The 23,663-nt window shown below is 70.6% G+C and carries 25 protein-coding genes and 2 pseudogenes; 13 read left to right on the top strand and 14 right to left on the bottom strand.

Annotated elements, in window-relative coordinates; all coding sequences use genetic code 11:
- Window positions 1–8: 8 nt before the first annotated feature.
- The 5 genes and pseudogenes from ACIBEI_RS00420 to ACIBEI_RS00400 all read right to left on the bottom strand — a co-directional run.
- Complete coding sequence (locus tag ACIBEI_RS00420) at window positions 9–287, bottom strand: Atu4866 domain-containing protein (protein ID WP_398885016.1); 279 nt, start codon at window positions 285–287, stop codon at window positions 9–11.
- 83 nt (window positions 288–370) lie between these two features.
- Window positions 371–2,047 (bottom strand): ATP-binding protein, encoded by a 1,677-nt coding sequence (locus tag ACIBEI_RS00415; RefSeq protein WP_398883564.1) that lies wholly within the window; start codon window positions 2,045–2,047, stop codon window positions 371–373.
- Window positions 2,048–2,055: 8 nt separating this feature from the next.
- Window positions 2,056–2,730: a response regulator transcription factor gene (locus tag ACIBEI_RS00410; RefSeq protein ID WP_398883562.1), complete on the bottom strand. Its 675-nt coding sequence runs from the start codon at window positions 2,728–2,730 to the stop codon at window positions 2,056–2,058.
- A 284-nt stretch (window positions 2,731–3,014) separates the two neighbouring features.
- Entirely contained in the window at window positions 3,015–3,563 is a 549-nt protein-coding gene (locus ACIBEI_RS00405) for a HEAT repeat domain-containing protein (RefSeq protein ID WP_398883560.1), read from the bottom strand.
- Window positions 3,564–3,645: 82 nt separating this feature from the next.
- Window positions 3,646–3,759, bottom strand: a pseudogene (locus tag ACIBEI_RS00400) (DUF4287 domain-containing protein); the annotation flags it as partial.
- A gap of 187 nt (window positions 3,760–3,946) precedes the next feature.
- Between ACIBEI_RS00400 and ACIBEI_RS00395 the strand changes: the two are divergent.
- A complete protein-coding gene (locus tag ACIBEI_RS00395) occupies window positions 3,947–4,747 on the top strand; it encodes a VOC family protein (RefSeq protein WP_398883558.1) in 801 nt (266 codons plus the stop codon).
- A 65-nt stretch (window positions 4,748–4,812) separates the two neighbouring features.
- Here ACIBEI_RS00395 and ACIBEI_RS00390 read toward each other — a convergent pair whose 3' ends face one another.
- Window positions 4,813–5,622 carry an SAM-dependent methyltransferase gene (locus tag ACIBEI_RS00390; RefSeq protein ID WP_398883556.1) on the bottom strand — a complete coding sequence of 270 codons (810 nt, stop codon included), beginning with the start codon at window positions 5,620–5,622 and terminating at the stop codon, window positions 4,813–4,815.
- A 163-nt stretch (window positions 5,623–5,785) separates the two neighbouring features.
- Here ACIBEI_RS00390 and ACIBEI_RS00385 point away from each other — a divergent pair, with 163 nt between their 5' ends.
- The gene (locus ACIBEI_RS00385) at window positions 5,786–6,094 is read left to right on the top strand and encodes a GNAT family N-acetyltransferase (protein WP_398883555.1); all 309 of its coding nucleotides are present in this window, start codon (window positions 5,786–5,788) and stop codon (window positions 6,092–6,094) included.
- 61 nt (window positions 6,095–6,155) lie between these two features.
- On the opposite strand, the gene ACIBEI_RS00380 is transcribed toward ACIBEI_RS00385, so the two are convergent.
- The 3 genes from ACIBEI_RS00380 to ACIBEI_RS00370 form a co-directional block, all read right to left on the bottom strand.
- Window positions 6,156–7,193, bottom strand: coding sequence for an LLM class flavin-dependent oxidoreductase (locus ACIBEI_RS00380; RefSeq protein ID WP_398883553.1), 1,038 nt, complete (start codon window positions 7,191–7,193; stop codon window positions 6,156–6,158).
- 106 nt (window positions 7,194–7,299) lie between these two features.
- Complete coding sequence (locus tag ACIBEI_RS00375) at window positions 7,300–8,010, bottom strand: AAA family ATPase (RefSeq protein WP_398883551.1); 711 nt, start codon at window positions 8,008–8,010, stop codon at window positions 7,300–7,302.
- A 63-nt stretch (window positions 8,011–8,073) separates the two neighbouring features.
- Complete coding sequence (locus ACIBEI_RS00370) at window positions 8,074–8,499, bottom strand: DUF5997 family protein (RefSeq protein ID WP_398883549.1); 426 nt, start codon at window positions 8,497–8,499, stop codon at window positions 8,074–8,076.
- Between the two features lie 37 nt (window positions 8,500–8,536).
- Between ACIBEI_RS00370 and ACIBEI_RS00365 the strand changes: the two genes are divergently transcribed.
- The 6 genes from ACIBEI_RS00365 to ACIBEI_RS00340 all read left to right on the top strand — a co-directional run bounded on the left by ACIBEI_RS00365 (window position 8,537) and on the right by ACIBEI_RS00340 (window position 14,189).
- Window positions 8,537–9,328, top strand: coding sequence for a LysR substrate-binding domain-containing protein (locus tag ACIBEI_RS00365; RefSeq protein ID WP_398883547.1), 792 nt, complete (start codon window positions 8,537–8,539; stop codon window positions 9,326–9,328).
- Window positions 9,329–9,408: 80 nt separating this feature from the next.
- Entirely contained in the window at window positions 9,409–10,653 is a 1,245-nt protein-coding gene (locus tag ACIBEI_RS00360) for a sensor histidine kinase (protein ID WP_398883545.1), read from the top strand.
- Window positions 10,650–11,318: a response regulator gene (locus ACIBEI_RS00355; RefSeq protein ID WP_398883543.1), complete on the top strand. Its 669-nt coding sequence runs from the start codon at window positions 10,650–10,652 to the stop codon at window positions 11,316–11,318. The genes ACIBEI_RS00360 and ACIBEI_RS00355 overlap by 4 nt, the downstream gene beginning before the upstream one ends.
- A gap of 76 nt (window positions 11,319–11,394) precedes the next feature.
- Entirely contained in the window at window positions 11,395–12,324 is a 930-nt protein-coding gene (locus tag ACIBEI_RS00350) for an ABC transporter ATP-binding protein (RefSeq protein WP_398883541.1), read from the top strand.
- Window positions 12,324–13,109: an ABC transporter permease gene (locus ACIBEI_RS00345; protein ID WP_398883539.1), complete on the top strand. Its 786-nt coding sequence runs from the start codon at window positions 12,324–12,326 to the stop codon at window positions 13,107–13,109. Before ACIBEI_RS00350 ends, ACIBEI_RS00345 begins: the two co-directional genes overlap by 1 nt.
- Before the next feature lie 33 nt (window positions 13,110–13,142).
- On the top strand, window positions 13,143–14,189 hold the full coding sequence (locus ACIBEI_RS00340; RefSeq protein WP_398883537.1) for an alpha/beta hydrolase: 1,047 nt from the start codon (window positions 13,143–13,145) through the stop codon (window positions 14,187–14,189).
- A gap of 15 nt (window positions 14,190–14,204) precedes the next feature.
- Here ACIBEI_RS00340 and ACIBEI_RS00335 read toward each other — a convergent pair whose 3' ends face one another.
- The 3 genes from ACIBEI_RS00335 to ACIBEI_RS00325 all read right to left on the bottom strand — a co-directional run bounded on the left by ACIBEI_RS00335 (window position 14,205) and on the right by ACIBEI_RS00325 (window position 15,973).
- Entirely contained in the window at window positions 14,205–14,498 is a 294-nt protein-coding gene (locus tag ACIBEI_RS00335) for a twin-arginine translocase TatA/TatE family subunit (RefSeq protein WP_398883535.1), read from the bottom strand.
- A 122-nt stretch (window positions 14,499–14,620) separates the two neighbouring features.
- Entirely contained in the window at window positions 14,621–15,283 is a 663-nt protein-coding gene (locus tag ACIBEI_RS00330) for a hypothetical protein (protein WP_398883533.1), read from the bottom strand.
- Window positions 15,284–15,397: 114 nt separating this feature from the next.
- Entirely contained in the window at window positions 15,398–15,973 is a 576-nt protein-coding gene (locus tag ACIBEI_RS00325) for a TerD family protein (RefSeq protein WP_055617887.1), read from the bottom strand.
- Window positions 15,974–16,239: 266 nt separating this feature from the next.
- On the opposite strand from ACIBEI_RS00325, the gene ACIBEI_RS00320 reads away from it, so the two are divergent.
- The 5 genes and pseudogenes from ACIBEI_RS00320 to ACIBEI_RS00300 all read left to right on the top strand — a co-directional run bounded on the left by ACIBEI_RS00320 (window position 16,240) and on the right by ACIBEI_RS00300 (window position 19,622).
- Window positions 16,240–16,629, top strand: coding sequence for a BlaI/MecI/CopY family transcriptional regulator (locus ACIBEI_RS00320; protein WP_398883531.1), 390 nt, complete (start codon window positions 16,240–16,242; stop codon window positions 16,627–16,629).
- A pseudogene (locus tag ACIBEI_RS00315) lies at window positions 16,626–17,479 on the top strand (M56 family metallopeptidase). Before ACIBEI_RS00320 ends, ACIBEI_RS00315 begins: the two are co-directional and overlap by 4 nt.
- Window positions 17,480–17,652: 173 nt before the next feature.
- Window positions 17,653–18,057, top strand: a complete 405-nt coding sequence (locus ACIBEI_RS00310) for a GntR family transcriptional regulator (protein WP_398883529.1) — start codon at window positions 17,653–17,655, stop codon at window positions 18,055–18,057.
- Window positions 18,054–18,950, top strand: coding sequence for an ABC transporter ATP-binding protein (locus ACIBEI_RS00305; RefSeq protein WP_398883527.1), 897 nt, complete (start codon window positions 18,054–18,056; stop codon window positions 18,948–18,950). The genes ACIBEI_RS00310 and ACIBEI_RS00305 overlap by 4 nt, the downstream gene beginning before the upstream one ends.
- 408 nt (window positions 18,951–19,358) lie before the next feature.
- Window positions 19,359–19,622, top strand: coding sequence for an SEC-C metal-binding domain-containing protein (locus tag ACIBEI_RS00300; RefSeq protein ID WP_398885014.1), 264 nt, complete (start codon window positions 19,359–19,361; stop codon window positions 19,620–19,622).
- Between the two features lie 343 nt (window positions 19,623–19,965).
- Here ACIBEI_RS00300 and ACIBEI_RS00295 read toward each other — a convergent pair whose 3' ends face one another.
- Both ACIBEI_RS00295 and ACIBEI_RS00290 read right to left on the bottom strand, forming a co-directional pair.
- Window positions 19,966–20,421: a tellurite resistance TerB family protein gene (locus ACIBEI_RS00295; RefSeq protein WP_398883525.1), complete on the bottom strand. Its 456-nt coding sequence runs from the start codon at window positions 20,419–20,421 to the stop codon at window positions 19,966–19,968.
- A 208-nt stretch (window positions 20,422–20,629) separates the two neighbouring features.
- A complete protein-coding gene (locus tag ACIBEI_RS00290) occupies window positions 20,630–23,539 on the bottom strand; it encodes an ATP-binding protein (RefSeq protein ID WP_398883523.1) in 2,910 nt (969 codons plus the stop codon).
- Window positions 23,540–23,663: the final 124 nt, after the last annotated feature.

Raw genomic sequence — 23,663 nt, 5'->3', positions numbered from 1 at the left:
GGGACCGGTCAGGTCGCTTCGCGGTAGAGCACCAGGTGCTCGTGGTACAGCACCCCGTCGCGGACATCACCCGTGGCGGTGAAACCGATGTCGTCGACGTAGTCGATATGGCTGCCGGTCACGGTGTAACTGCCGGTGTACGCGCTCTGCCGCTCGCCGCGGGCCTCGTCGTACCGGCCGTTGGGCAGCAGCTCCTGGCGGATGAAGCCGTCGGCGGTCACCCACATCCCGACGTACGGGTGCGGGGCGCGGGACGTGTCGTCGTTCGTGCTCGTCGTTGTGGTCATGGCTCCACGGTCGCCGCGGCGGCGCCGGCCGACCAGACCGCCGTCCTCCCAGGTGTACGCCTCCTGGGTGCGGCACACCCAGGTCAGCGCTTCAGCAGGTCCAGCAGCTCCGCGAGCGGCAGCGGCTTGGCCAGATGGGCGTCGAATCCGGCCTCGTGGGCCAGCGTCCGGTCGGTGCCCCGGCTGAATCCGGAGACCGCGATGAGGCGCAGCCCGGCGCCGTGCGGACGGGACCGTACGGTACGGGCGACCGTGTAGCCGTCCATGTCGGGCAGCCCGAGATCGCACAGGACGACGTCGAAGAGGTTGGCCTCGGTGGCCGTGACGGCGTCCGCGCCCGTGTGGACGACCGTGACGTGGTGGCCCTGCCGCTCCAGCAGCGTGCGGTAGGTCGCGGCGAGGTCCGTGTTGTCCTCGACGATCAGGATGACCAGCTGCCGCTGCGCACGGCCGGTGGCCGCCGGGCGGGCCGGCTGCGGCGCGTCCGAGGCGGCCGTCGGAAGCAGCACGCCGAACGAGGCGCCCTTGCCCGGCCCGTCGCTGTGTGCGGAGATGCGGCCGCCGTGGAGTTCGACGATGGTGCGGGCCACCGCGAGCCCGAGTCCGAGCCCCTCGGGAGTGTGCGGACCGGCGGGAGCCGCCCGCATGAACACCCCGAACAACTCCTCGGCCTGCGCGGGGTCGAAACCGATCCCGTCGTCCCTGACCGTGAGCTGCGCCTGCCCGTCCGCGGACGACAGGCACACGTCCGTACGGCCGCCAGGCAGCGTGTACTTCAGTGCGTTCGACAGCAGGTTCGTAAGCACCTGGGCCAGCCGCAGCCGGTCACCGTCCACGAGCACCGGGCCGTCGGGCAGCCGGAGGGCGAGGGCCCGCCCCTCGTGGCCGAACAGCCCACGCATGTCGGCGCAGGCGCTCTCGACGGCCGTCCTCAGATCCATCCGCTCGGGCACCAGCTCCAGACGACCGGTCAGCGCCCGCGTGCCGTCCAGCAGGTCGTTGCTCATCCGGGCCAGGATGCCGAGCTGCCGTTCCAGGACGGAGAGCGCCGGATGGCCGCCGGGCAGGTCGAGCGCCAGCAGCTCGGTCGCCGCGGTGGCGGCGGCCAGCGGATTGCGCAGCTCGTGCGAGAGCGTCGCGATGAACCGGTCCTTGGCCCGCTGCTCCTCCCGCAACTGCCGCCCGGCCGCGTCGAGTTCGCCGTTCACCCGGCGCAACTGCTCGTTGACCTCCCCGATCTCCCGCGCGCGGACGAACAGATCGATCTCCATGCCCTCCGCGCGCATCTGTGCCTCGGCGGCCGCCCGCTCGCGTTCGTGTCCGACCCGGCGCAGCCGTACGAACTCGGTGACGTCCTCGACCCGGTGGATGATGTGCGTCACCCGGTCGTCGGCGTCCAGGACCGGTGTGTTGACCGGGCTCCAGTAGCGCTCGACGAAACCGCCCTCGTCGCCCGTCGGGATGTCGTACCGCTGCAGCGCCATCGTGTCCGTGCGGCCCGTGCCCACCACCGTCTCCAGCGAGCGGCGCAGGTTGGTGACGCCGTCGGCCGACGGGTCCTCGGGGTTGTCGGGGAACACATCGAAGATGGGGCGCCCGACAATGCTCCGCCGCGTGCCCGTGGCCGTCAGATAGGCGCGGTTGACCTCGACGATCGTGAAGTCCGGGGTGAGGATGAGCAGCGGGGAGAGCGTGGAGTCGAAGAGGCGCCGGAAGTCCGGGACGGGCTGCGGAGTGCTGGACGGACGGCTCGTGGACATGGCGGTCCTCACGGATCGAGACGGTATCCATAGCCGCGCACCGTGGTGATCCGGGGTGCGGGCGCCGGGAGTCGGGAGAGTTTGCCGCGCAGCCGGTACACATGCTCGATGACCGTCGCGGACTGCTGCCAGGACGCTCCCCAGATCAGCTCCAGCAACTGCTCGAGGGAGAAGACCCGGCCGGGGGACCGCGCGAGGGCCTCCAACAGGGCGTACTCCTTGGGGCGCAGGTTCAGCAGGACACCCTTCCCGCTCGCCTGGCGCGCGGCGGTGTCCACGCGCAGTGTCCCGACGTCGAGGACGGTCGGCAGCTCGGGCGGCCGACACCGGCGCAGCACGGCGCCGATACGGGCGACGAGTTCCCGCTGCGAGAACGGCTTGACGAGATAGTCGTCCGCGCCGATCTCCAGGCCCGCCACCCGGTCCGTCTCGTCTCCGCGACCGCTGACGACTATGACCGGAAGTCGACTGGTGGAGCGCAGCGCCCGCAGCAGTTCGAGACCGCTGCCGTCGGGAAGTCCCAGGTCGAGGACGACGAGGTCGATGCCGCCGTCGTGCATGACGGCCTTGCCGGCCCGGGCGTCCATGGCCCACGTGACGGTGAAACCCTCACGCTCGAGGTAGGTACGGCACATCAGTGCGAAGTCGGGATCGTCCTCGATCAGCGCGAGGTGTGGACGCACTTGTCATCACCCGGCCCAACTGCCGCCCGCACGTTGTGTCGCTGGTGAGCGGGCGTTGATGCCCCGACCATGTGGTGAAGGTAGAACAGTAGGCACCCACGGTTCAAGGGGGAGCCGCCCGGGGGAGTTCCGGCGCGGGCGCGTGCGGCGCGGGGAGCGTATGACGCCGCACCAGCCCGTGCCGGAACATGGGTCACAACCGGCCACGGAAACCGCTCCCGCACAGTCGGGGAACGGTCTCCTGTGCGGTCGAGAACGGTCCCGTCGGCCCGGGAAGCCCGCCGTCAGCGGCGCGGGCGGGCCGGTCGCGGCGCGGTCCTGCGGTGGATGGGTCCGCCCGGCGCGTACCAGCCGGCCTTCTTCCGGACAGCGGGCGACGGATCGTTGTCCCGGGCACGGACCAGGGCGTCGACCGCCTCCGGGTGGGTGTGCACCGACAGCCCGACCAGCTCCGCGGCGAAGTTGCGCACGTGGGCGTCCGGATCCCGGTCCAACAGCTGGATCCCCCGGGGCAGCACGACGGCCTGGCCGGGACGGCAGGCGTCGCTCTTGCACCGGTCACAGGCCAGCGCGTGCACCGCCGCGATCCGGACCCGGGCGCTGGGGTCGTCGAGCATGGCGATCAGATCGTCCAGCGCCTCGGTCACGAGCAGGTGGTCCAGCAGCCTGCAGCACTGCTCCCGTACCAGGGCCTCGGAGTGCGCCAGGCCCCGCCGGATGGCGGGCACGGCGACGGAGCCGAGCCGCATCAGCTCACGGAAGGCCGCCGGCCGCCTCGGCTCGCTGCCCAGCGCATGCACCAGGGCGTCCGCGTGTGTCTGCGTGGTCGGCATGGCGCCTCCTCGTCTCAGGCTTCCCTCATCGACGAGTCTGCGGAGGCTCTCTCATGGCCTGCAACGCATTTCTTTCCGGTGGGTGCTTGGTGAGGGGCGAGGAGCGGATGAGGCCCTGCCATTCGGCTATGGGGCGGCCGTACTTCTTCTCGATGAAGGGGAACTAGCTCGCGGGCCCTTTCACGGTCTCACTCATGTCGGTGTCCCATCCTCTGGTCTGCTGCTTCGAGCGGTGTCGCAGTGTTGGACCGAGGCGGTCACGGAACATCATCGGCGCACAAAAGTGACCTGCGTCACGTATCTCGTGGCGTTCGCCGCGCGCGTCCGTCGATGGCTGGCTAGCGTGACAAGCCAGAGCCTTCAATGACGAGGGAGTCAGAGTCATGGCCGTACAACCCGAGGGAACACCGTGCTGGGCCGACGCCAGCTTCAGAGATGTCGAGGGTGCCAAGAGCTTCTACGGTGACGTGCTGGGGTGGACGTTCGGCGAGGCGTCGTCGGAGTACGGGAACTACACGCAGGCCTACGCGAACGGCAAGGCGGTGGCCGCAGTCGTGCCGCCCATGCCCGGCGAGGAGGGGGGTCAGTCGGCGTGGTGTCTGTACCTCGCGTCGCCGGATGCCGCCGCCACCGCAGAGAAGGTACGCGCCAACGGCGGCCAGGTCCTGATGGATCCGATGAAGGTCGGCGATTTCGGCACCATGCTGCTGGCCCAGGAGCCGAGCGGCGCCGTCTTCGGCGTGTGGCAGGCAGGCGTCCACGAGGGCTTCGAGGCGACGGCCGTGCCGGGCGCCTACTGCTGGGGCGAGTTCTTCACCCGGGAGCCCGAGAAGGTGGACGCCTTCCTCCCCGCCGTCTTCCCCTACCGCGCACAGCAGATGGAGGACGACGCGATCGACTTCAGGATCTTCAACCTCGGCGAGGAGACCGTTCTGGGCCGGATGAGGATGACGGACGAGTTCCCGCCGGAGGTGCCGTCCTACGTCAACGTCTACTTCACGGTCGAGGACTGCGACGCCGCCGTGGCGAAGGCGACCGAACGTGGCGCGATCCTGCGGTTCGGCCCGATGAGCAGCCCCTTCGGGCGGTTCGCGGCGCTCAGCGATCCCCAGGGCGCGCAGTTCTCCGTGATCGACGTCACCACGACCGAGGGCGAGATGCCGAAGCTGACCGACGTGTCCTGAGCGTGCGTCCGATGCGCACGGGTGAGGCGGGCCCGTCCGAGGACGGGCCCGGCCATGACGTGGAGCTACGGCTTGCGGCCGACCGCTCCGTAGGCGTCGACCACCGAACCGGCGGCCTCCGGACGCCACTGCGTGACCTGCACGACGCCGGGCTCGACCAGCTCAAGACCGTCGAAGAACCCGGCGATCTCGTCGACGGCCCGCACGTAGTACGGGACGGCGCCACTGGAGTTGTACGCCTCCGACGCGGCGATCATGCCCTCGCTGGTGGCGGTGCTGTCGCTGATCACCAGGTAACTGCCCGACGGCAGACCGGACATGAGGCGCGCGACCAGATCCCGGGCCTGGTCGTACTCGGCGACATGGCCGAGCGTGTTGAGGATCATCAGGGCGACGGGCTGGGAGAAGTCCAGTGTGTGCGCCGCCGCCTTGAGGACGGCCTCGGGCTCGTAGAGATTGGCGTCGAGGTACGCCGTCTCGCCCTCGGGCGTGCTGGTGAGCAGGGCGCGGGCGTGGGCGAGGACCAGGGGGTCGTTGTCGACGTACACGATGCGTGCGTCCGGGGCCACGCGCTGGGCGACCTCGTGGGTGTTGTCGGCGGTCGGCAGACCGGTGCCGATGTCCAGGAACTGCCGGACGCCCTGCTCGCCGACGAGGTACTCGACCGCGCGACCGAGGAAGTGGCGGCTCGTGAGCGCCACATCGACCAGACCGGGGAAGATCTCCTTGATGTGGTCACCGATCTCACGGTCCACCTCGTAGTGGTCCTTGCCGCCCACGAAGTAGTTCCAGAATCGCGCGGAGTGCGGCTTGTCCGTGTCGATCCGGGCCCGTATCTCGGCAGCTGCGGCGAGTTCGGGATCGTGGTCTGTCACGAGAGGGCCTCCTGCGGATCGTTGTTCGGCAATCGAACGTCAACTTAGCCGAACGATCCGCCCGCGCGTCTGGGCTCCGGACGGCAACTCGGGCGGACCGTACGGGTTTTGGCCACTGTGGGCTAGTGTCGTGCACCGGCTCAACCGGGTTCAAGGAGGAGACATGGCGATCGAGGTCAGTGACAAGCCCGAGGCGCGTCGCTACGAGGCTCGGATCGACGGGGCGTCGACGGTCGCCGGCTTCGCGGAGTACATCCGTACCGAGGAGCTGATCGCGTTCGTCCACACCGAGGTGAGCCCCGAGAGCGAGGGCAAGGGCGTCGGGTCCGCGCTGGTCCGGGCGTCCCTGGACGAGGCACGTGCCGCGGGCCTGCGGGTGCTGGCCACCTGCCCCTTCTACGCGGGCTGGATCGCCCGCCACCCCGCGTACGGAGACCTGCTGTACCAGGCACGCAGCCAGGTCAGCGACTGACAGACACCGACGACACCGTCGACCGCTTCCGACCACGCCGCACGCCCAGCCGATGGGCCCTCTATCCGTGCTGGGCCGACGCCTGCCAGCCGAGTGCCGGGCCCAGCCTCGTGGCGATGTCGGTGAGAATCTGCACGTAGTCGTCGTGCTCGAAGGTGAAGGGCAGCGCGAACGCCACCTCGTCGATCTCCCGGAACGCCGCGTGCGCGTAGAGCCGTTCGGCGATCTCCGCGGAGGTGCCGACGAGGTCCGGCGCGAACATCAGGCGGGCCGGCCCCTGAGGCACGGCGGTCCGAGGGAGCCGCTTCTCCGCGTACGCCTCGTACTTCGCGCGCTGCTCCGGCGAGGCGCTGTCGGTCGGGATGACGACGAGCCCCTGGGAGACCCGGGCACGGTCGCCGTCGGGGTGGTGGGCACGGAAGGCGCGTACGTGGGACAGCTGGACCTCGGCGAAGTCCGCGGGTTCCTGCGGTCCTTCCGCCTTGACGACGCTGCTGGTCAGGAAGTTCATCGCGTGCTCACCGGCCCACTGGGCCGACCCCAGGCTTCCACCGCCGTACCAGAGACGGCGGCCCAGACCGGGAGCATGAGGCTGGACGCGGTCGGAGAACACTTCGAAGCCCTCGACCCCGCTGAAGTCGGTGGCCGGTTTGCCCCGTACGAAGTCCAGCAGCCGGGCCACCCGGTCGTACCCGAAGTCCTCGGCGTCGGCGGTGTCCGGATAGAGCGCCTGCTTGACCTGGTCGTAGTGCATCGGCGGGCCGACACTGATGCCGGGATTGAGCCGGCCGCCGGACAGGAGGTCGACCGTGGCCAGGTCCTCGGCCAGCCGCAGCGGGTTCTCCCAGCCCAGCGGGATGACCGCGGTACCGAGTTCGATACGCGTGGTGCGCTGCGAGGCCGCGGCCAGGACGGCCACGGGGGAGGAGATGCCGAACTGGAGATGGCGGTGGCGCAGCCAGGCGCTGTCGAAGCCCAGCCGCTCGCCGAGCTGGATGATCTCCAGCGTCGACTCGTGGCCCTTGCCGGGGTCGGCCTCGTCGAACAGCCCGATGGTCAAGAAGCCCAGCTTGCGCAACGGTTGTGAGGGCAGCGGCACGGGGCTCCTCCATCGTCCGGGGCGGGATCTGCGGGTTCTGCCGAACGCCTGCGCTGATCGCCATTCTGGCAGGCGATCACCGCAGACCGTGCTCGCGGGTCCGCCCTCAGCCGAGAATGTGCCGGAGATAGGCCTGCGGATCGGCGAGATAGCGGCGCCAGTGGTCGACCAGGGCGAGGTCCTGCCAGGCCACCCGGCGCATCCCGTGGTCGCCGACCTCGATGATGTCGGCACCCGGCAGAGCGGTCAGCAGTGGCGAGTGTGTGGCGCAGATGACCTGTCCGCCCTGTTTCGCCAACTGGTCGAAATGGCCGAGCAGTTCGAGGCACGAGCCGAACGACAGCGCCGCCTCCGGCTCGTCCAGCACATACAGCCCGGGCTCCAGGAACTTCCCGCGGAACGCTGCGAGGAAGCCCTCGCCGTGACTGACCGAATGCGGCGCGAGCCCCTCCCGGTCCAGCGCGTCCACCGCCGTCTCGGCCCGCAGGAAGAACCCCTTGCGGGCCGACCAGCTGCCGAGCATGCGTCGCCCTCGTGCTGCCGCCGCTTCGAAGCGGATCCGCTCGCCGAGCACCGACTTGGCCCGGGGACTCGCGTACCGCCAGTCGTGCGAGCCGCCCCAGGAGTCCAGTCCGAACCCCTCGGCCAACGCCTCGACGAGGGTCGACTTGCCCGAGCCGTTCTCACCGACGACGAAGGTCACCGGTGCCGTGAACCGCATCCCGTCCGCCAGCAGCCCGCGCACACAGGGGACGGACCAGGGCCATGCGTTCTCGTCGTGCGAAGCCACGTGTGCGTACGCGCGTTCGATGATCACGGGTCGAGTCTTCCACAGCACGCCACGGCGGTTCGAGGGAGTGCTGAGGCGGTCCGAGGACCGTTACCTACGCGACTGGTCGCCCTTGCCGTGGCGCTCCGCGTTCTTCTCCTTGATGCGGACCGCTTCCTTGCGGACCTCGGCCTGGGTGGCGCGCTCCTTCTGGAGCCACTCGGGACCCTCGGTCTTGAGCGCCTCGATCTGCTGCGTGGTGAGAGCCTCCGTGACACCGCCGCGCGCGAGCCCCGCGATGGAGACGCCCAGCTTCGCCGCGACCACCGGTCGGGGGTGCGGGCCGTCGCGTCGCAGGTCCTGGAGCCACTGAGGGGGATCGGCCTGCAGGGCGGTCAGCTCGGAGCGCGAGACGACTCCCTCCTGGAACTCGGCGGGGGTGGCCTCGAGGTACACACCCAGTTTCTTGGCCGCGGTCGCGGGCTTCATCGTCTGGGTGTTCTGGTGCGACGTCATGGTGTCCAGGGTATCGAGCATGTGAACCACCGCCGACCACGCCGGGTAACCTGGCCAGGTGACAGGCTCGGAAGATTCCCCTTCGTTCCGGCTCGCGTATGTCCCGGGAGTGACGCCCAGCAAGTGGGTGCGGATCTGGAACGAGCGGCTGCCCGACGTCCCCCTCACCCTCCACGCGGTGTCCGTCGCGGAGGTCTTCGACGTGCTGCGGGGCGGCGACGCCGACGCGGGATTCGTACGGCTGCCGGTGGACCGTACGGACCTCAGCGCGATCCCCCTCTACACCGAGACGACCGTCGTCGTGGTCCCGAAGGATCACGTCGTGGCGGCCGTCGACGAGGTGACCGCCGAGGATCTGGCGGACGACATCGTGCTGCACCCCCTCGACGACACCCTCGACTGGGAGCAGCTGCCGGGCCGCCCCGCGATCGAGCGCCCCGCGACGACGGAGGACGCGATCGAACTCGTGGCGGCCGGTGTGGGACTCCTGGTGGTCCCGCAGTCGCTCGCCCGCCTCCACCACCGCAAGGACCTCACGTACCGGCCGGTCACCGACGCCCCCGAGTCGCGTGTCGCCCTGTCCTGGCCGGAGGACCGGACCACGGACCTGGTCGAGGACTTCATTGGCATCGTCCGCGGCCGGACCGTCAACAGCACCCGGGGCCGTTCCACGACCCAGTCGCAGCCCAAGGGCGAGTCCCAGTCCAAGAGCAAGGGCTCCGACAAGGGCAGCACCCGTCGGAAACCGGCCGCGGGCAAGGCAACGGGCAAGCCGACCGGCAGGAGCCCCCGGACCGGCTCCGGCGCCCCCAAGGGAACGAAACGCGGAAAGCCCCGTCGCAAGTCCTAGCGACCGCGGGGGCCGACGAGTCTCGCGGGCTACTCCCGGCGGCGTATGCGCCGGGACGATCCGGCCCATACGGTGATGACGTGACGAGCTTCGACGGCCTGGTGGAGCGTGCGCGATCACTGTCGCCGCTGACCGCGGATCTGCTGGTGGTCGCCGTGGTCGGGGTGTTCACGGCGTCCGACGCCGCGTCGAACGACCCCGACTACCAGCAGGCGGACGGGCTCACCTGGCTGCTGCTCGCGATCTCCCTGACCGCGCTCGTGTGGCGCCGACGGTGGCCGGTCCCGGTCGCGATCGTCACGGGCGCCGCCTGCGCGGGCTGGGCGCTGCACGGGCACATCGGGGAGCTGCTCAACCTGCCGGTGATCGTCGCCCTGTACACCGTCGCGGTGCTGGGCGACCGGCGGCGCACCCTGTGGACCGGGCTCGTCGCCTCCCTCGTCTCGGGCGCGGTCGCGCTGCGGGTGGGGCGTGACGTGGCCAACCCGCAGGGGCTGCCGATGCTGGAGATGATCTGGCCGCTGGTGCCCCTGCTGCTCGGCGAAGTCATCCGTACGCGGCGGCAGTTGATGGACGAGTACGCGGCCCGGGCCGTCCGCGCGGAGGAGGAGCGGGAGCGGGAGGCGGCCCGCCGGGTGCACGAGGAGCGCCTGCGCATCGCCCGCGAACTGCACGACATCGTCGCGCACACGGTGACCGCGATGACGGTGCAGGCAGGCGTGGCCCTCGACGCCCTCGACACCCGGCCCGAGATCTCCCGGCAGGCGATGCGGCAGGTGCGCGACTCGGGCAAGGAGGCCGTGGGAGAACTGCGGGCCACCGTGACCGTGCTGCGCGACCACGACAACGAGTCCACGGCACCCGCTCCGGGACTCGCCCAACTGCCCGAACTGGTCGGCCGGTTCACCGACAGCGGCGTGGACGCGGCACTGCGCCACGACGGCACGGCGGACGGGCTCTCGCCGATGGTCGAGCTGGCGGCGTACCGCATCGTGCAGGAGGCGCTGACGAACGTGGTGAAGCACTCCGGCGCGCGCCACGCGGCGGTCTCGGTCGCCCGGCACTGCGACCGGCTGCATGTGGAGATCGTGGACGACGGACCACCGTCGCGGACCGGGCAACCGTCGCAGCCAGGGCCGCCGTCACGGCTCGGACCACCGCCGCAGCCGGCGGCCGGAGGCTTCGGGCTCGTCGGCATGCGGGAGCGGGCCGCCGCGGTCGGTGGCAGCGTCGAGTACGGTCCGGAGCCCGGCGGCGGCTTCCGGGTACGGGCCGTACTCCCGGTCGTGCTCCCGGCCGAGGCACTCCGTGGAGGGCAACCGTGACCGTGCGCGTGGTGCTCGCCGACGACCAGACCGTCGTACGGGCCGGCTTCCGGGCCCTGTTGGACCTGACCGACGACCTGGTGGTGGTCGCGGAGGCGGCCGACGGGACGCAAGCCGTCGAGGCGGTCCGGCTGACCCGGCCGGACGTGGTGCTGATGGACATCCGGATGCCCGGCGTCGACGGCATCGAGGCCACCCGCCGCATCGCGGCCGACCGCACCCTCGACGCCGTACGCGTCGTCATGCTCACCACCTACCAGGTCGACGCCTACGTCTTCGAGGCGCTGCGGCACGGCGCCGCGGGCTTTCTGCTGAAGGACATCGAGCCGGACGGGCTGCGCACGGCGATCCGTACCGTCGCGGCCGGGCAGAGCCTCCTCGCACCGGCGGTCACGAGGTCCGTCGTCGAGGAGTTCGCTCGGCTGAAGGCCCCGGAGGCGGCCGGTGCCGAGCGGCTGGCCGTGCTCACCGACCGGGAGCGCGAGGTGATGGCCCTGGTCGCGGCAGGACTGAGCAACGAGGAGATCGGCCGGGAGCTGATCATGAGTCCGTTGACCGCGAAGACCCATGTCAGCCGGGCGATGACCAAGCTGGGAACGCGAGACCGGGCGCAGCTCGTGGTGCTGGCGTACGAGACCGGGCTGGTCCGGGCGGGGGAGCGGTGAGGGTACTCCCGCGGGAGTAGCGGCCGACTCCCGGTGGCGGATGTCCGGGGCGTCGCAGCTCCCTACCGTCGAAGCCATGATCGAGGCACGCGAACTCACCAAGAGGTACGGCGACAAGACCGCCGTCGACCGGCTGTCCTTCACGGTCCGGCCCGGCCGGGTGACCGGTTTCCTCGGCCCGAACGGCGCCGGAAAATCCACCACCATGCGACTGATCCTCGGCCTGGACGCGCCCACTTCGGGCACCGTCACGGTCGGCGGCAAGCCCTACACCGAACTGCCCGCACCCCTGTGCGCCGTCGGCTCGCTGCTGGACGCGAAGGGCGCGCACGGCGGACGTTCGGCGTACCGGCACCTGGCCGGGCTCGCGGCGAGCAACCGCATCCCGCGCCGCCGCGTCGACGAGGTGCTGCACCTGACCGGTCTGACCGAGGTCGCCGGACGCCGGTTCAGCGGCTTCTCGCTCGGCATGGGCCAACGGCTCGGTATCGCCGCCGCGTTGCTCGGCGATCCGGATGTGCTGATCCTCGACGAGCCGGTGAACGGGCTGGACACCGAGGGCATCCGCTGGATCCGCGATCTGATGAAGTCCCTTGCCGCGCAGGGCCGTACGGTCTTCCTCTCCAGCCATCTGATGAGCGAGATGGAGCTGACCGCCGAGCATCTGATCGTCATCGGACGCGGCCGGCTCCTCGCCGACACCACGATGCGCGACTTCATCGAGACCAACTCCCGCGCCCATACGCTCGTCCGCTCCCCGGAACCCGAGAGGCTGCGGGGCCTGCTGGAGGCGAAGGGCGCCGATGTCCGTCTCGACCCGCGGGGCGGCTGGCGGGTGGACGGTCCGGATGCCGCCGCCATCGGCGACCTGGCCCGCGACCATGGTCTCGCGATCCATGAACTCACCCCCGCGCACTCCTCGTTGGAGGAGGTCTACACGGCCCTGTCCCAGGACTCGGCCGAGTACCGGACGAGCGCGGTCCGTGACCGCGAGGAGGCAGCCTGATGGCGACCAAGACCCTCGCCACCACCCCCACCACCGCCCGGGCCGGCTTCCCGGGGGCCCTCGCCCATGAGTGGATCAAGTTCAACAGCGTGCGCTCCACGGTCTGGACGACGCTCGCGACCGCCGTCGTGCCCGTGCTGGGCGCGGTGTTCGTGGCCGCGACCGAGAGCCTGCAGCCGGACGACACGGTGCTCGGCGGCAGCCTCACCGCCTCCGTCCCCGCCCAGATGCTGGCCGCGGTGGTCGGCGCCCTGCTGATCACGGGCGAGTACGGCAGCGGGACGGTCCGGACCACCTTCGCGGCCAACCCACGCCGCGCCACCGTGCTCGCCGCGAAGGCCACCCTGATCGCGGTGCTGATGTACGTCCTGGCCCTGGTCTCCTGCACTCTCGCCTATCTCACCGGCGGCGCGATGCTCGACACCGGCCGGTACGCCCAGGGCGAGCCGCTGCCCGCCCTGTTCGGGATCGCCGCGTCCTTCGCCGTCGCCGGTCTCCTCGGCCTCGCGGTCGGTACCCTCGTACGCCACTCCGCGGGAGCCGTCACCACCGTCATCGGCGTACTGCTGCTGCCCTCCCTCCTCGGCCCGCTCTTCGGCGACGCCCAGCGCTGGATCGCGGGCGTCTCCCCGACGAGCGCCCTGCAGAAGCTGATCCAGACCTCGGACGCGACCGCGGAAACCGTCGGCAGCCTCGGCCCCTGGCCGTCCCTGCTCCTGGTGGCGTGCTACACGGCCGCCCTGCTCCTGCTCGCGTCCGCGGCGCTGCGCGGCCGCGACGTCTGACGTCTGACGTCTGACAGGCACGGAGGAACGCCCATGCCTTGGAGCGCCGCTCGACTACGCACCCTGCTCGCCCTGGTGGTCGCCGATCTCCTGCTGCTGGCGGCGGTATCCGCCACATGTGCGGAGGCGACCGTTTCCGCACCGCACGGCGCCCGGATCATCGCCGAGGAGAAGGCCGGTGAGCGCCTGGTCGATCTCACGGTGGACTCGCCCGCGCTGGGCCGTACCGCGAAGGTGCGGCTCCTCACCCCGGACGGCTGGGACCGGCGGCGGCCCGGTGAGACCTGGCCGACGCTCTATCTGCTGGTCGGCGGCGACGGCAACCACAAGGCCTGGACCGAGGACTACGACGCCCATCTCCAGCAACTGCCCGACCTGCGGGACGTACTGGTCGTGATGCCGGAGATGCCGTTGTTCGGCTTCTACAGCGACTGGTTCAACGGTGGCGAGGGCGGCCCGCCGGCGGTCGAGACCTTCCACCTCAGGGAGGTACGCCCTCTTCTGGAGCGCAACTATGGAGCAGGCGTCCGTCGCGTGGCCGCAGGGGAATCGCAGGGCGGGTTCGGCGCCCTCTCCTACGCGGCGCGCCACCCCGGGCTGTTCCGGGCGGTGGCGAGCTACAGCGGATTCGTACATCCACTGCGCCATCCGCACGCGGTACGGGCCGCGATGACGTACCTGGGCCTGGACTGGAGGGCGTTGTGGGGCGATCCGGTCGCGCAACGGGCCAACTGGCAGGCCCACGACCCCTATTACCTGGCCGACCGGCTGCGCGCCACCCCGGTCCACCTCTCCGGCGGCGACGGCACGGCGGGCGCCCTCGACCCGCCCGGCACACCACCGGACGTGGAGGTCCCGGGACTTGAAGACCCCGCGGACCCGTTCCCCGAGGACGCGATCTCCCCCACGGAGACCCTCATGCAACGCCAGTCCCGGTCCCTGGCCACCCGCCTGGCGTCCGTCGGGGCGCCGGTGACCACCCACTTCTACGCCGGGACGCACTCGCCCGCCTACTGGAAGCGCGAGCTGTACCGCTCACTGCCCATGCTGTTGCGTGCCCTTGGGACCCGGGATCGGTGACCGTGACGCGCTGCCTCAGTCCTGCGGACGGGGCTGCGCGGGGTCGGGCGCCGCGGAGGGCCGGCCTGTGTCGGTGGGAGCGGTGTCGGTGAGAGGGGTGTCGTGCCGCGGGCCGACGGTCTCGCCCGGGATGACGCGGGGAGCCGTCTGCCCGTCCGTCCCGGTCGGCTCGTCCTTCGTCGCCGCGGCCTCGGCCTTGAGGATGCGGGCCGACTTGCCCGCCGAGCGGGCCAGATCGGGGAGCTTCTTGGCGGCGAGGACGAGGATGACGACGACGAGAATGATCGCGATTTCACTCAGTCCGAACATGCGGGTCCTGTCTACTTCTCTGCCCGGGCCGGTCGGGGCGCGGGCGCTACGGGGACGAGGTGGCGCGGTGGTGGTTGGTGCGGTGCTGGGTGGCGCAGTGGTGGATGGGGCGGTGCGGGGAGTCAGTCGAAGCGGGTGGCGGCGAGCTGCCGGCGGAGGTAGGGCAGCACGCCGCGCTCCAGCAGCGCCCGCTGCCACCTCGCACGGGCATGGTGCAGGTTACGGGCCGACGCGCTGGTCCGGTCGCCGTGGCCGGAGCGGGTGCGCAACGCGGTGCACAGCAGTGCGGTCAGCCCGGCGAGCGTGCTCGCGGCCGCGATGAGCGCGAACACCCAGCCGGCGGTCACGAGCGAACCGCCCATCGGGCCCTGCGCGTCGGCGAGCCGAAGGCTGTACCCGAGCACGAGCAGGACTGCCGCCGCCGTCGCGGCGATCGGCGGAGTGAGCGTGGCGAGGGCGGGCAACAACGCTCCGGGATCGGCCGGTTGGGGCTGCCGCCCCTGCTCCACGGTCGTCCCGGACTGCCGTCCACGATCCTCGGTGGTACGGGACTGCGGACCGCGTTCCATGACCGTACGTGCGGCGAGATACTCGCGGTACTCGTCACTCGCCGCTGCCGTGATTTCATCCACGGCTCGAAGCGCCTGGGCGCGCAGCCGTGTGGCGGCCGCGCTCGTGGGGTCGGCGAGCAGCGCCGTACGGATGTCCGTCGTGCTCAGCGCCCGGCGCAGTACGTCCTCGAAGTCCGCTCGGTCCTCCGGGCGGAGGTGGGTCGGTCCGGCCAACTGCTCTCCCTGGGTGGTTCGAACGATGGGCGTGCGGTCCGCTTCAAGCGGGGCGCGGGCCCGCCCCCGGTGAAGGGGGCGGGCCCGTGGATACGGAGGGCGGGGGCCGCTCGCTCAGACGCCGACGCCGAAGTCGGAGGCGATTCCGGCCAGGCCGGACGCGTAACCCTGGCCCACGGCGCGGAACTTCCACTCCGCGCCGTTGCGGTACAGCTCGCCGAAGACCATCGCGGTCTCGGTGGCGGCGTCCTCGGACAGGTCGTAGCGGGCGATCTCGGCGCCGCCGGCCTGGTTGACGATCCGGATGAAGGCGCCACGGACCTGGCCGAAGCTCTGGCCACGGTTCTCGGCGTCGTGGATGGACACGGGGAAGACGATCCGGGTGACGTCGGCGGGCACGCCTGCGAGGTTCACCTTGATGACCTCGTCGTCGCCCTCGCCCTCACCGGTGAGGTTGTCACCGGTGTGCTCGACCGACCCGTCAGGGCTGGTGAGGTTGTTGTAGAAGACGAACTGCGTGTCGGAGGCGACCTTTCCGGCCTCGTTCAGCAGCAGCGCGGAGGCGTCGAGGTCGTAGTCGGTGCCCGTCGTCGTCCGGACGTCCCAGCCCAGGCCGACCAGGACCGCGGTCAGGCCCGGAGCCTCCTTGCTGAGCGAGACATTGCCGCCTTTGGCCAGGGAAACTCCCACGCTGCTCTCCTTCATCCTCGGTTGTGCGGTGTGTGCGGTGCCGGGTCCGTATGGTGAACCCGAAAAATAAATCTACATCACTGTAGAAATGTGGGGGGTGAGTCGGTCGTACTCGGTCCCGAGGCCGCCCGTCCGGACGAGGCGGCGGTTCTCCGGCGAGTGGACCGCGAGCGGATCTCTATACGATGGACCGCCCGTGAAGTGCGAGTGCGAGTGCGAGTGCGAGTGCGAGTGCGAGTGCGCGGCAGCGGAAGGGAGACAGGGCGTTGACGGATCACCGGCGGCGTCCCCGGCGGCGGGGACAGGGTGAGCTGGAGGTGCAGGTCCTGTCGGCCTTGCGGGAGGCGGAGGGTCCGGCGACGGCGGGCTGGGTGCAGGACCGCCTCGGCGGGGACCTCGCCTATACGACCGTGATCACGATCCTCACCCGGCTGCTGGCCAAGGGCGCGGTGACCCGGGAGCGCGCGGGACGGTCGTTCGCGTGGACACCCGCGTCGGACGAGGCCGGGCTCGCGGCACGGAAGATGCGCAAGGTGCTGGACGGCGAACCGGACCGGGAGGCGGTGCTGGCCAGCTTCGTCACCGCGCTGTCGCCGGACGACGAGCGACTGCTGCGTGAACTGCTCGGGCAGCCCGAGACGGAGAGGGACGACTGAAGCCTCAGGGGGTGTTCGTCTTTCTGCCCTTGGTCCTGCCTCTGACGGCTTGGCCGATCGCCCGGCCGGCCGAGCAGCGCCTGCACCCGGGCACCGCCATCGGCCGCTGACCGACGTGGCCGGTGTCATGGCCGTCTGCAGCGCGGTGTGCCTGGCGCTGCTGATGGTCGTCGGCACAGCGGCCATCCCCGCCCTCCTCGCCGTGGCCGTGGTGTGCGTGGGAACGCTGTGGCGGCACGGCAGGGTGCGCCGCCGTGCCCACCGCGCGCCGGCCGGACTGCCCGGCACGGGAGTCGTGGTGCTCCCCGACGAGATGCCCTACGCGTACGCCCTGCCCGGCGGAGCCCGCGACAGGGTCGTGGTCACCACCGCCCTGCTGTCCCGCCCCGAACCCGCCGAACGGCGCGCCTTGTTCGCTCATGAGCGCGCCCATCTGACGGCCCGCCACCACCGCTTCCTCCGGGTCGTACAGCTCGCGGCCCGTGCCAACCCGTACCTGCGACCCCTGCGAACGGCCGTCTCCTACGCGGCGGAACGCTGGTCCGACGAAGAGGCGGCCCACGCTGTGGGCAGCCGCAGGGTCGTGGCATGCGCGATCGGCAAGGCGGCACTGGTCTCCCGCGGCACCCCACTCCCGACACTCGCCGGCTTCGCCGCACCGGGCCCCGTACCCCGCCGGGTGGCGGCCCTCCTGGACCCCGCGCCCGCCGCGCGCAACTGGCCCTCCCTGTTCACCACGGTCGGCATGGCCACCTGGGCGGCGGCCGTCGGGACAGCACTCTCCGCGATGTCATCGGCCAACTCCACCGTGACGATGGTCCTGATCCTGCACGCGGCGACACCACTCTGAGCCCTCGGCCGATCAGGCATTCAAGCGCCCGCCTTCGAGAACGAACAGCCCGACGCTGGGGTCGCGATGAGCGCGGCCGTGGCTCAACACCTCCACTCTGCTGCCCAGTTGGGCTCTGGCGTGCCTTGACGAGCTAGCAACCTAGGAAGCTAAAGTACTAGGCAACTAGATAAATGGAGGAACCGGTGATTGAGTTCCACCTGAACGACCGGTCCGGCCTGTCCCCCTATCAGCAGTTGGTCCAGCAGGTGCGGCACGCGCTGAGGCTGGGTCTGTTGGACGAGGGGGACCGGCTTCCGACGGTCAAGGACGTGGCGGGGCGGCTGGCGATCAACCCGAACACCGTGCTGAAGGCGTACCGGGAGCTGGAGCACGAGGGACTGGTGGCCGCCCGGCCGGGGGTGGGGACGTTCGTGACGCGGACGCTGGCCGACGCCTCGCTCGCCGCGCACGGCCCGCTCCAGAAGGACCTGCGACGCTGGCTGACCAAGGCCCGCCTGGCAGGGCTCGACGAGGAATCCATCGAGGCCCTCTTCATGACCACCTTTCGGACCGCCGCAGGAGAGGACGTGGCGTGAGCGCCGTCTTACGGGCCCAGGCCCTGGGCAGGAAGTACAAGCAGCGCTGGGCGCTCCAGAACTGCGACCTCGACGTGCCCACCGGACGGGTGGTCGGCCTGGTCGGCCCCAACGGGGCAGGAAAGTCAACGCTGTTGAACCTGGCCTCCGGGATGCTCACCCCGACCACAGGCACCATCGAGGTGTGCGGCGGCAGACCCTCCACGGGGCCCGCGCAACTGGCCAAGGTCGGCTTCGTAGCCCAGGACACCCCGACCTACGCGGCCTTGAGCGTCGCCGATCACCTGAGGCTCGGCGCCCGCCTCAACCCCGGCTGGGACGATGCCCTGGCCAGGGACCGGATCAGGCGACTCGGCCTGGACCCCGCACAGCGGGCCGGGAAGCTCTCCGGCGGCCAGCGCGCGCAACTCGCCCTCACTCTCGGCATCGCCAAGCGGCCCGAACTGCTCATCCTCGACGAGCCGGTCGCCGCGCTCGACCCGCTCGCCCGCCGGGAGTTCATGCGGGACCTCATGGAGGCCGTCGCCGATCAGCAGTTGAGTGTCGTGCTCTCCTCCCACCTCGTCTCCGACGTGGAGCGGTCCTGCGACTACGTCATCGTGCTCGTCGACTCCCGGGTGCAGGTGGCGGGAGACATCGACGACCTGAGGGCCACCCATCACCGGCTCACCGGACCCCGCCGTGACCCGGCCACCCTTCCTGCGGGCCAGTACGTCATCTCCGCCAGCCACACCGACCGCCAGACCACCCTGCTGGTGCGCACCGACACCCCGGTCCACGACCCGTCCTGGACGATCACCCCGCTCAGCCTGGAGGACATCGTCCTGGCCTACATGACCCGGCCCGCCGACGCGGTCCGCGATTCCCGACCCGCGCTGGAGGTTCTTCGATGATCTGGCTGACCTGGCGCCAGTTCCGCACCCAGGCCACGGTGATCTACACCGTGCTGGTCTTCCTCACCCTGCTCCTCGCCGTCACGGGCCCACAGTTGGCGGACCTGTACGACACCGCGGGAGACGACCTGTTCGGCCGGATCACCAGCGCCGACCAGACCGTGTACTACCTCGGTCTCGCGGTCGTCCTGCTCGTACCGGCCGTCATCGGCATGTTCTGGGGCGCGCCGCTGGTCGCCCGCGAGTTGGAGACCGGTACCCACCGCCTCGCGTGGAACCAGAGCGTCAGCCGCACCCGCTGGCTCGCGACCAAGCTCGCAGTCACCGGAATCGCGACGGTGACAGCCGCGGCACTGGCAGCCCTGGCGGTGACCTGGTGGAGCGGCCCGATCGATCAGGCCGTCAACAGTGGCGGAACCGGCGCGGATCCCTTCTACCCGCGCATCGATCCGATGGTCTTCGCCGCCCGGGGAATGGTCCCCATCGGCCACGCCGCCTTCGCGTTCATCCTCGGGGTCACCCTCGGTGTCCTCGTACGTCGCACTGTTCCCGCGATGGCCGCCACCTTGGCGACCTACGCCGCCGTCCAGATCGCCATGCCCTTGTGGGTCCGGCCGCACCTGGCGGCATCCGTGCAGGCGAACCTGTCGTTCACCGAGGCGAAGCCGGTGACCATCGGCGTCGACTCCGTGCGGCAGGTGGACTTCGGTCAACCCGGTGCATGGGTCCTGTCGGAACAGACCGTCAACGCCTCCGGTGACCCGGCTCCGCTGCCCATGTCCTTGACCGACTGCCCATCCATGTCGGACTGCGCCGCCGCCCTGAACGAGGCCGGCTACCGGCAAGAGGTCGTCTATCAACCCGCCGGGAATTTCTGGACCCTGCAGTGGGCCGAGACCGGCATCTTCCTCGGGCTCGCACTCGCTCTGGCCAGCTTCTGTGCGTGGTGGATTCGTCGTCGCGTGGTCTGACGGGGAGGTGGTCCGGCCTGCCCGGCCTGTGGAGCGTGTTCCGGTCAGTGGTCGAACTCGTGGGGCGGGAGGTCCAGGGTGAAGCAGGCCTCGCGTACGACGGCCTGTTCGGTCTTGTCGAAGTCGCCGTCGGCGCCACCGATGACGATGCCGATCTGGATCACGGCACGCGCCTCGGCGGGCTTCTTCTTCGCCTTGGCTATCTCCTGAAGGACGCTGACCTTGCCGAAGTCGAAGTCGGCGACCAGCTTGTTGAGGTTGTCGTCGAAGCGGCGCTGGAGATCGTCGGCGGGGAAGTTCTGCAGAACCTCGTTGGTGGCGATGAGCTGGGCCACCCGGCGGCGCTCGGCCGGGTCGATCGTGCCGTCGGCGGCCGCGACCAGCGCGCACATCGCCATGCTGGCGTCACGGAAAGCGCCGCTCTTGAGGTCGTTCTTCTTCGTCACCAGCTGGGTCTGCGTCGTCGATGCGGACTCTTTGATGCGGTCCCACAGGGCCATGAGGGCTCCGGTTTGCGTCAGAGGTGGGCCCGAGCCCGTGGAGGCTCCGACCGCCGCATATTTCTACAGCGATGTAGAAGCTATCAGGTGCGGGTGACGGCGGTCGTAGGAGCGCGCGACCGGCTGTGGTCGCGGAGTGAGCCACTGGGCGAAGGGAACAGGAAGCCCGGGTCCGGACGGTCCGGACCCGGGCTTCCTGACCATCAGGTCATGGACGAGGGCGGGGGAAGGTCTCCAGGGCTCTGGCGAGGCCGGCGGCGTCGGTGCCGATCTTGCGGTAGACGGAGGAGAGCAGTCGCGTCACGCCCTGCTCGGTGAGGCTCAGCGCCTTCGCGACCACCCCTGCCTGGAGCCCCTGGGCCGTCATCTCGGCGGCCTTGCGTTCCGGAGCGGTGAGCGTGTCCGTCTGCCCGTAGCGAAGGGGCAGTGGCCGCAGTCCGGCCGCCGAGAGTTCCGCCCTGGCCCGGGTCGCCAGCGCCTCGGCACCGCAGTGGACGGCGCCTTCCTGACCTTGGTAGAGCCGGTCCGCGGCTTCCTGCAGCCTGCCGTTCCGGGACAGCGCGGCCCCGTGGCCGACCAGCGCACGGGCCAACTCGTACGAGGCGGGCGACCGTTCGAGATGCTCGATCGCCTCCGTGTACAGGTCGAGCGACGCAGGTCCGCCCGTCACCTCGGCCTCGGTGTGGAGCGCCTGACCGATCGCCGAGGCCGCACCGAAGTCACGGGCCCGCTTGACGGCGTCCTGGGCGAGACGGATCGCCCGGTCGCGAGCGGTGGGAGCCACAGCGGACGCGAGATTCAGCTGCCAGGGGCACCAGGCCGGGTTGCGCCAGGACCGCGAATCCAGCCATTCCCCGACCTCGGAGAGCAGCTGCTCGGCCTCTGAGTGCCGGCCCTCGGCCAGGAGCAACTCGGCGTACACCGTGCGGGGATCCGGGTAGATGACGGCGTTCGGGACCACCTCGCCGTAGTGGTAGACGTCGGCGAGCTGCCGCGCCTCCTCGGTCCGCCCACGGGCGAGGAGGGTCTGGATGAGGATGCCGATGGCGAACCACTGGGCCGGCACCGCTCCTTCCACCCGGTCGGCGGTGCGCAGTCCCTCACGTACGAGATCCTCCGCCTCCGTGAGGCAGCCGCGACGGTAGCGGATGTAGCCGAAGAGCGTCTGGCCCAGCGCCAGATGGGAACCGCGCCACCCCTTGGTCTCGCACTCCGCCAGACCCTTGGCGAACAGCTCTTCGGCCCGGCGTGGCTGGTCGCAGTAGGCGAAGGCCACGGCGACCGAGACGGGTACCTCGAAGCCACGGTTCTCGGCCGTCCAGCTCAGTCCGCCCCGCAGCGACTCCTCGGCGCATTCGAGGACGGTCTGCCGCGGCTCACCGCGCATCATGGCGTCCCAGGCCCGCAGGCCCAGGATGTACCGCTCCTCCAGACCGCGGCCGGTCAGCTGTTTGGCCAGCCTGGTCAGCCTGCGCGAGCGGGCGGCCGAGTCGGGCTCGTCGGTGCGGATCGCGCTCCATACGAAGTGATCGGCTTGCATGCGCAGTCGGATGCGCGGATTGGTCGCCTGCCGCGCCTCGTCGGCGGCCACGACCGAGGCCTCGGCCACCCGGTCGGTGTGGGCCAGGGCCTGGGTCAGCCGGTAGACGATGGAGGCCCGCAGATCGGGGTCGACGACGGTCTCCGCCAGAGCCGCCCGAAGATGGCTGATGGTGGCCGCGGGTTCGAGCAGGAAGGTCGAGCAGGCGAGTTCGTGGAGGAGCGCCGCACGGTCCTCCGGAAGGGGCGGCTCCTGAAGGGCCCGAGTCAGGACGCGCCGTGCGGCCTCCGGAGCCCCGGCGCCAAGGTACTCGCGGGCGGCCTCCCGCAGGCATGCGACTGCCTCGGGCCTGCCCTCGCACGGGACTTCCAGCAGATGCCGGGCAGCGGCAGTGGGACCGAAACCCGCAGCGTGGACCGCCTCTGCCGCCGCGTTGTGCAGACCGACCCGCAGACTCGCGGAGATGTCGCGGTAGACCGCCGTGGCGATCAGGGGGTGTACGAACTCCAGGCTGCGTCCCTGACCTGGGGCATCCTTAAGGATCCGGGCGGTGCGCAACCTCTCGGTCGCCTCGGCGGCTTCTTCGCTGCCGACCACCGCGATGGTGGCGGCGAGCTCCGGCGAGATGGACGTACCGAGGACGGCCGCGGCCCACGCGAAGCGGACGGTGGTCGAGCCGAGCCGGTGCAGTCGGTCGAGGAGCCCGGGTCCCTTGACCGCCGAGGCGAGGTCCCGCATCGCGGACAACTCGGCCTGTGTGCCCTTCAGGCGGCGCTCGCCGAGTCGGATGGCGAGCTCGACGGCCTCGAACGGGCTTCCGCCGGTGGCTGTCCAGCATTCGGCGCAGAACTCGTCCTCGGCTCCCTCACCCACCTCGTCCCTGACGAGGCGTGCCACGCCCGCGGACGTGAGCGGTGCGAGGGAGTAGGGGCGGTTCCGGTGGCGTTCGACGAGTGTGCGGAAAGGTGTCCCCTCGTTCGGCAGTTCGTCGGGCCGGTAGGCGACGACGATCAGCAGCGGGAGGTCTTCGGTCCGCGGGGCGAAGGAGGCGAGCCAGTTCAGGGACTCGACATCGGCCCAGTGCATGTCGTCCAGGAGCAGGATGACGGGCGCCTTCATCACTGTGAGGCGCGTCATGACCCAGTCGAGTCCGTCGCGCACCCCGGTCGGATCCGGCACCCTGGCGGCGCCCGTCGCCTCCAGGCCGAGCGCGGTGGCGACGATGTCGTACCAACTCCCCAGGAAGGCCCGGCGCTCGGTCTCTTCCATCGCCGCCAAGGCGGGTTGCACGAGCTGGCGCACCACGTGGAAGGCCAGCTCCTGCTCCTTCTCTCCGCCCTTGCCCGAGAAGACCGTGAATCCGTGTGCCACGGCCCGGGCGCGTGCCTCTGCCAGGAGCGCCGTCTTGCCCAGCCCGGCCGAGCCGGTGAAGGTGAGCAGTCCGGTGTGCCGAGGCTGCGGCACACCGTCTCCTGCATTGCCTAGGTTGGCCAAAGCGGCGTCGATCGCACGGAGTTCCCTATGGCGCTCCAGCAACAGATGGTTCCCGGAGTTCGGTTGCCGCAGCCCATGCGCCATATGCCCTACCGCTTCCTGTCGTTGATCCTTCGGAAGGCAGCGACGAGCGTACGCCCTTGCGGACATCGGGTGGTCGTATTGAGCAATGAGTACACAGGGAAGGGCGAATCATGAGCCGGAGCGG

It is taken from the genome of Streptomyces sp. NPDC050988 (assembly GCF_044456225.1).
GTDB lineage: Bacteria > Actinomycetota > Actinomycetes > Streptomycetales > Streptomycetaceae > Streptomyces.
Note: the sequence above shows the minus strand (reverse complement) of the source record. Positions and strands in the feature narration are given on the sequence as shown.

Excerpts from the sequence above, each read along its gene's own strand:
- ACIBEI_RS00405 (WP_398883560.1), bottom strand. The coding sequence starts at position 3,563 with ATGCCGACCACGCAGACACACGCGGACGCCCTGGTGCATGCGCTGGGC.
- ACIBEI_RS00295 (WP_398883525.1), bottom strand. The coding sequence starts at position 20,421 with ATGGCCCTGTGGGACCGCATCAAAGAGTCCGCATCGACGACGCAGACC.
- ACIBEI_RS00340 (WP_398883537.1), top strand. The coding sequence starts at position 13,143 with ATGCCTTGGAGCGCCGCTCGACTACGCACCCTGCTCGCCCTGGTGGTC.
- ACIBEI_RS00310 (WP_398883529.1), top strand. The coding sequence starts at position 17,653 with ATGGAGGAACCGGTGATTGAGTTCCACCTGAACGACCGGTCCGGCCTG.
- ACIBEI_RS00335 (WP_398883535.1), bottom strand. The coding sequence starts at position 14,498 with ATGTTCGGACTGAGTGAAATCGCGATCATTCTCGTCGTCGTCATCCTC.
- ACIBEI_RS00415 (WP_398883564.1), bottom strand. The coding sequence starts at position 2,047 with ATGTCCACGAGCCGTCCGTCCAGCACTCCGCAGCCCGTCCCGGACTTC.
- ACIBEI_RS00420 (WP_398885016.1), bottom strand. The coding sequence starts at position 287 with ATGACCACAACGACGAGCACGAACGACGACACGTCCCGCGCCCCGCAC.
- ACIBEI_RS00290 (WP_398883523.1), bottom strand. The coding sequence starts at position 23,539 with ATGGCGCATGGGCTGCGGCAACCGAACTCCGGGAACCATCTGTTGCTG.
- ACIBEI_RS00370 (WP_398883549.1), bottom strand. The coding sequence starts at position 8,499 with ATGCTCGATACCCTGGACACCATGACGTCGCACCAGAACACCCAGACG.
- ACIBEI_RS00345 (WP_398883539.1), top strand. The coding sequence starts at position 12,324 with ATGGCGACCAAGACCCTCGCCACCACCCCCACCACCGCCCGGGCCGGC.
- ACIBEI_RS00395 (WP_398883558.1), top strand. The coding sequence starts at position 3,947 with ATGGCCGTACAACCCGAGGGAACACCGTGCTGGGCCGACGCCAGCTTC.
- ACIBEI_RS00385 (WP_398883555.1), top strand. The coding sequence starts at position 5,786 with ATGGCGATCGAGGTCAGTGACAAGCCCGAGGCGCGTCGCTACGAGGCT.
- ACIBEI_RS00350 (WP_398883541.1), top strand. The coding sequence starts at position 11,395 with ATGATCGAGGCACGCGAACTCACCAAGAGGTACGGCGACAAGACCGCC.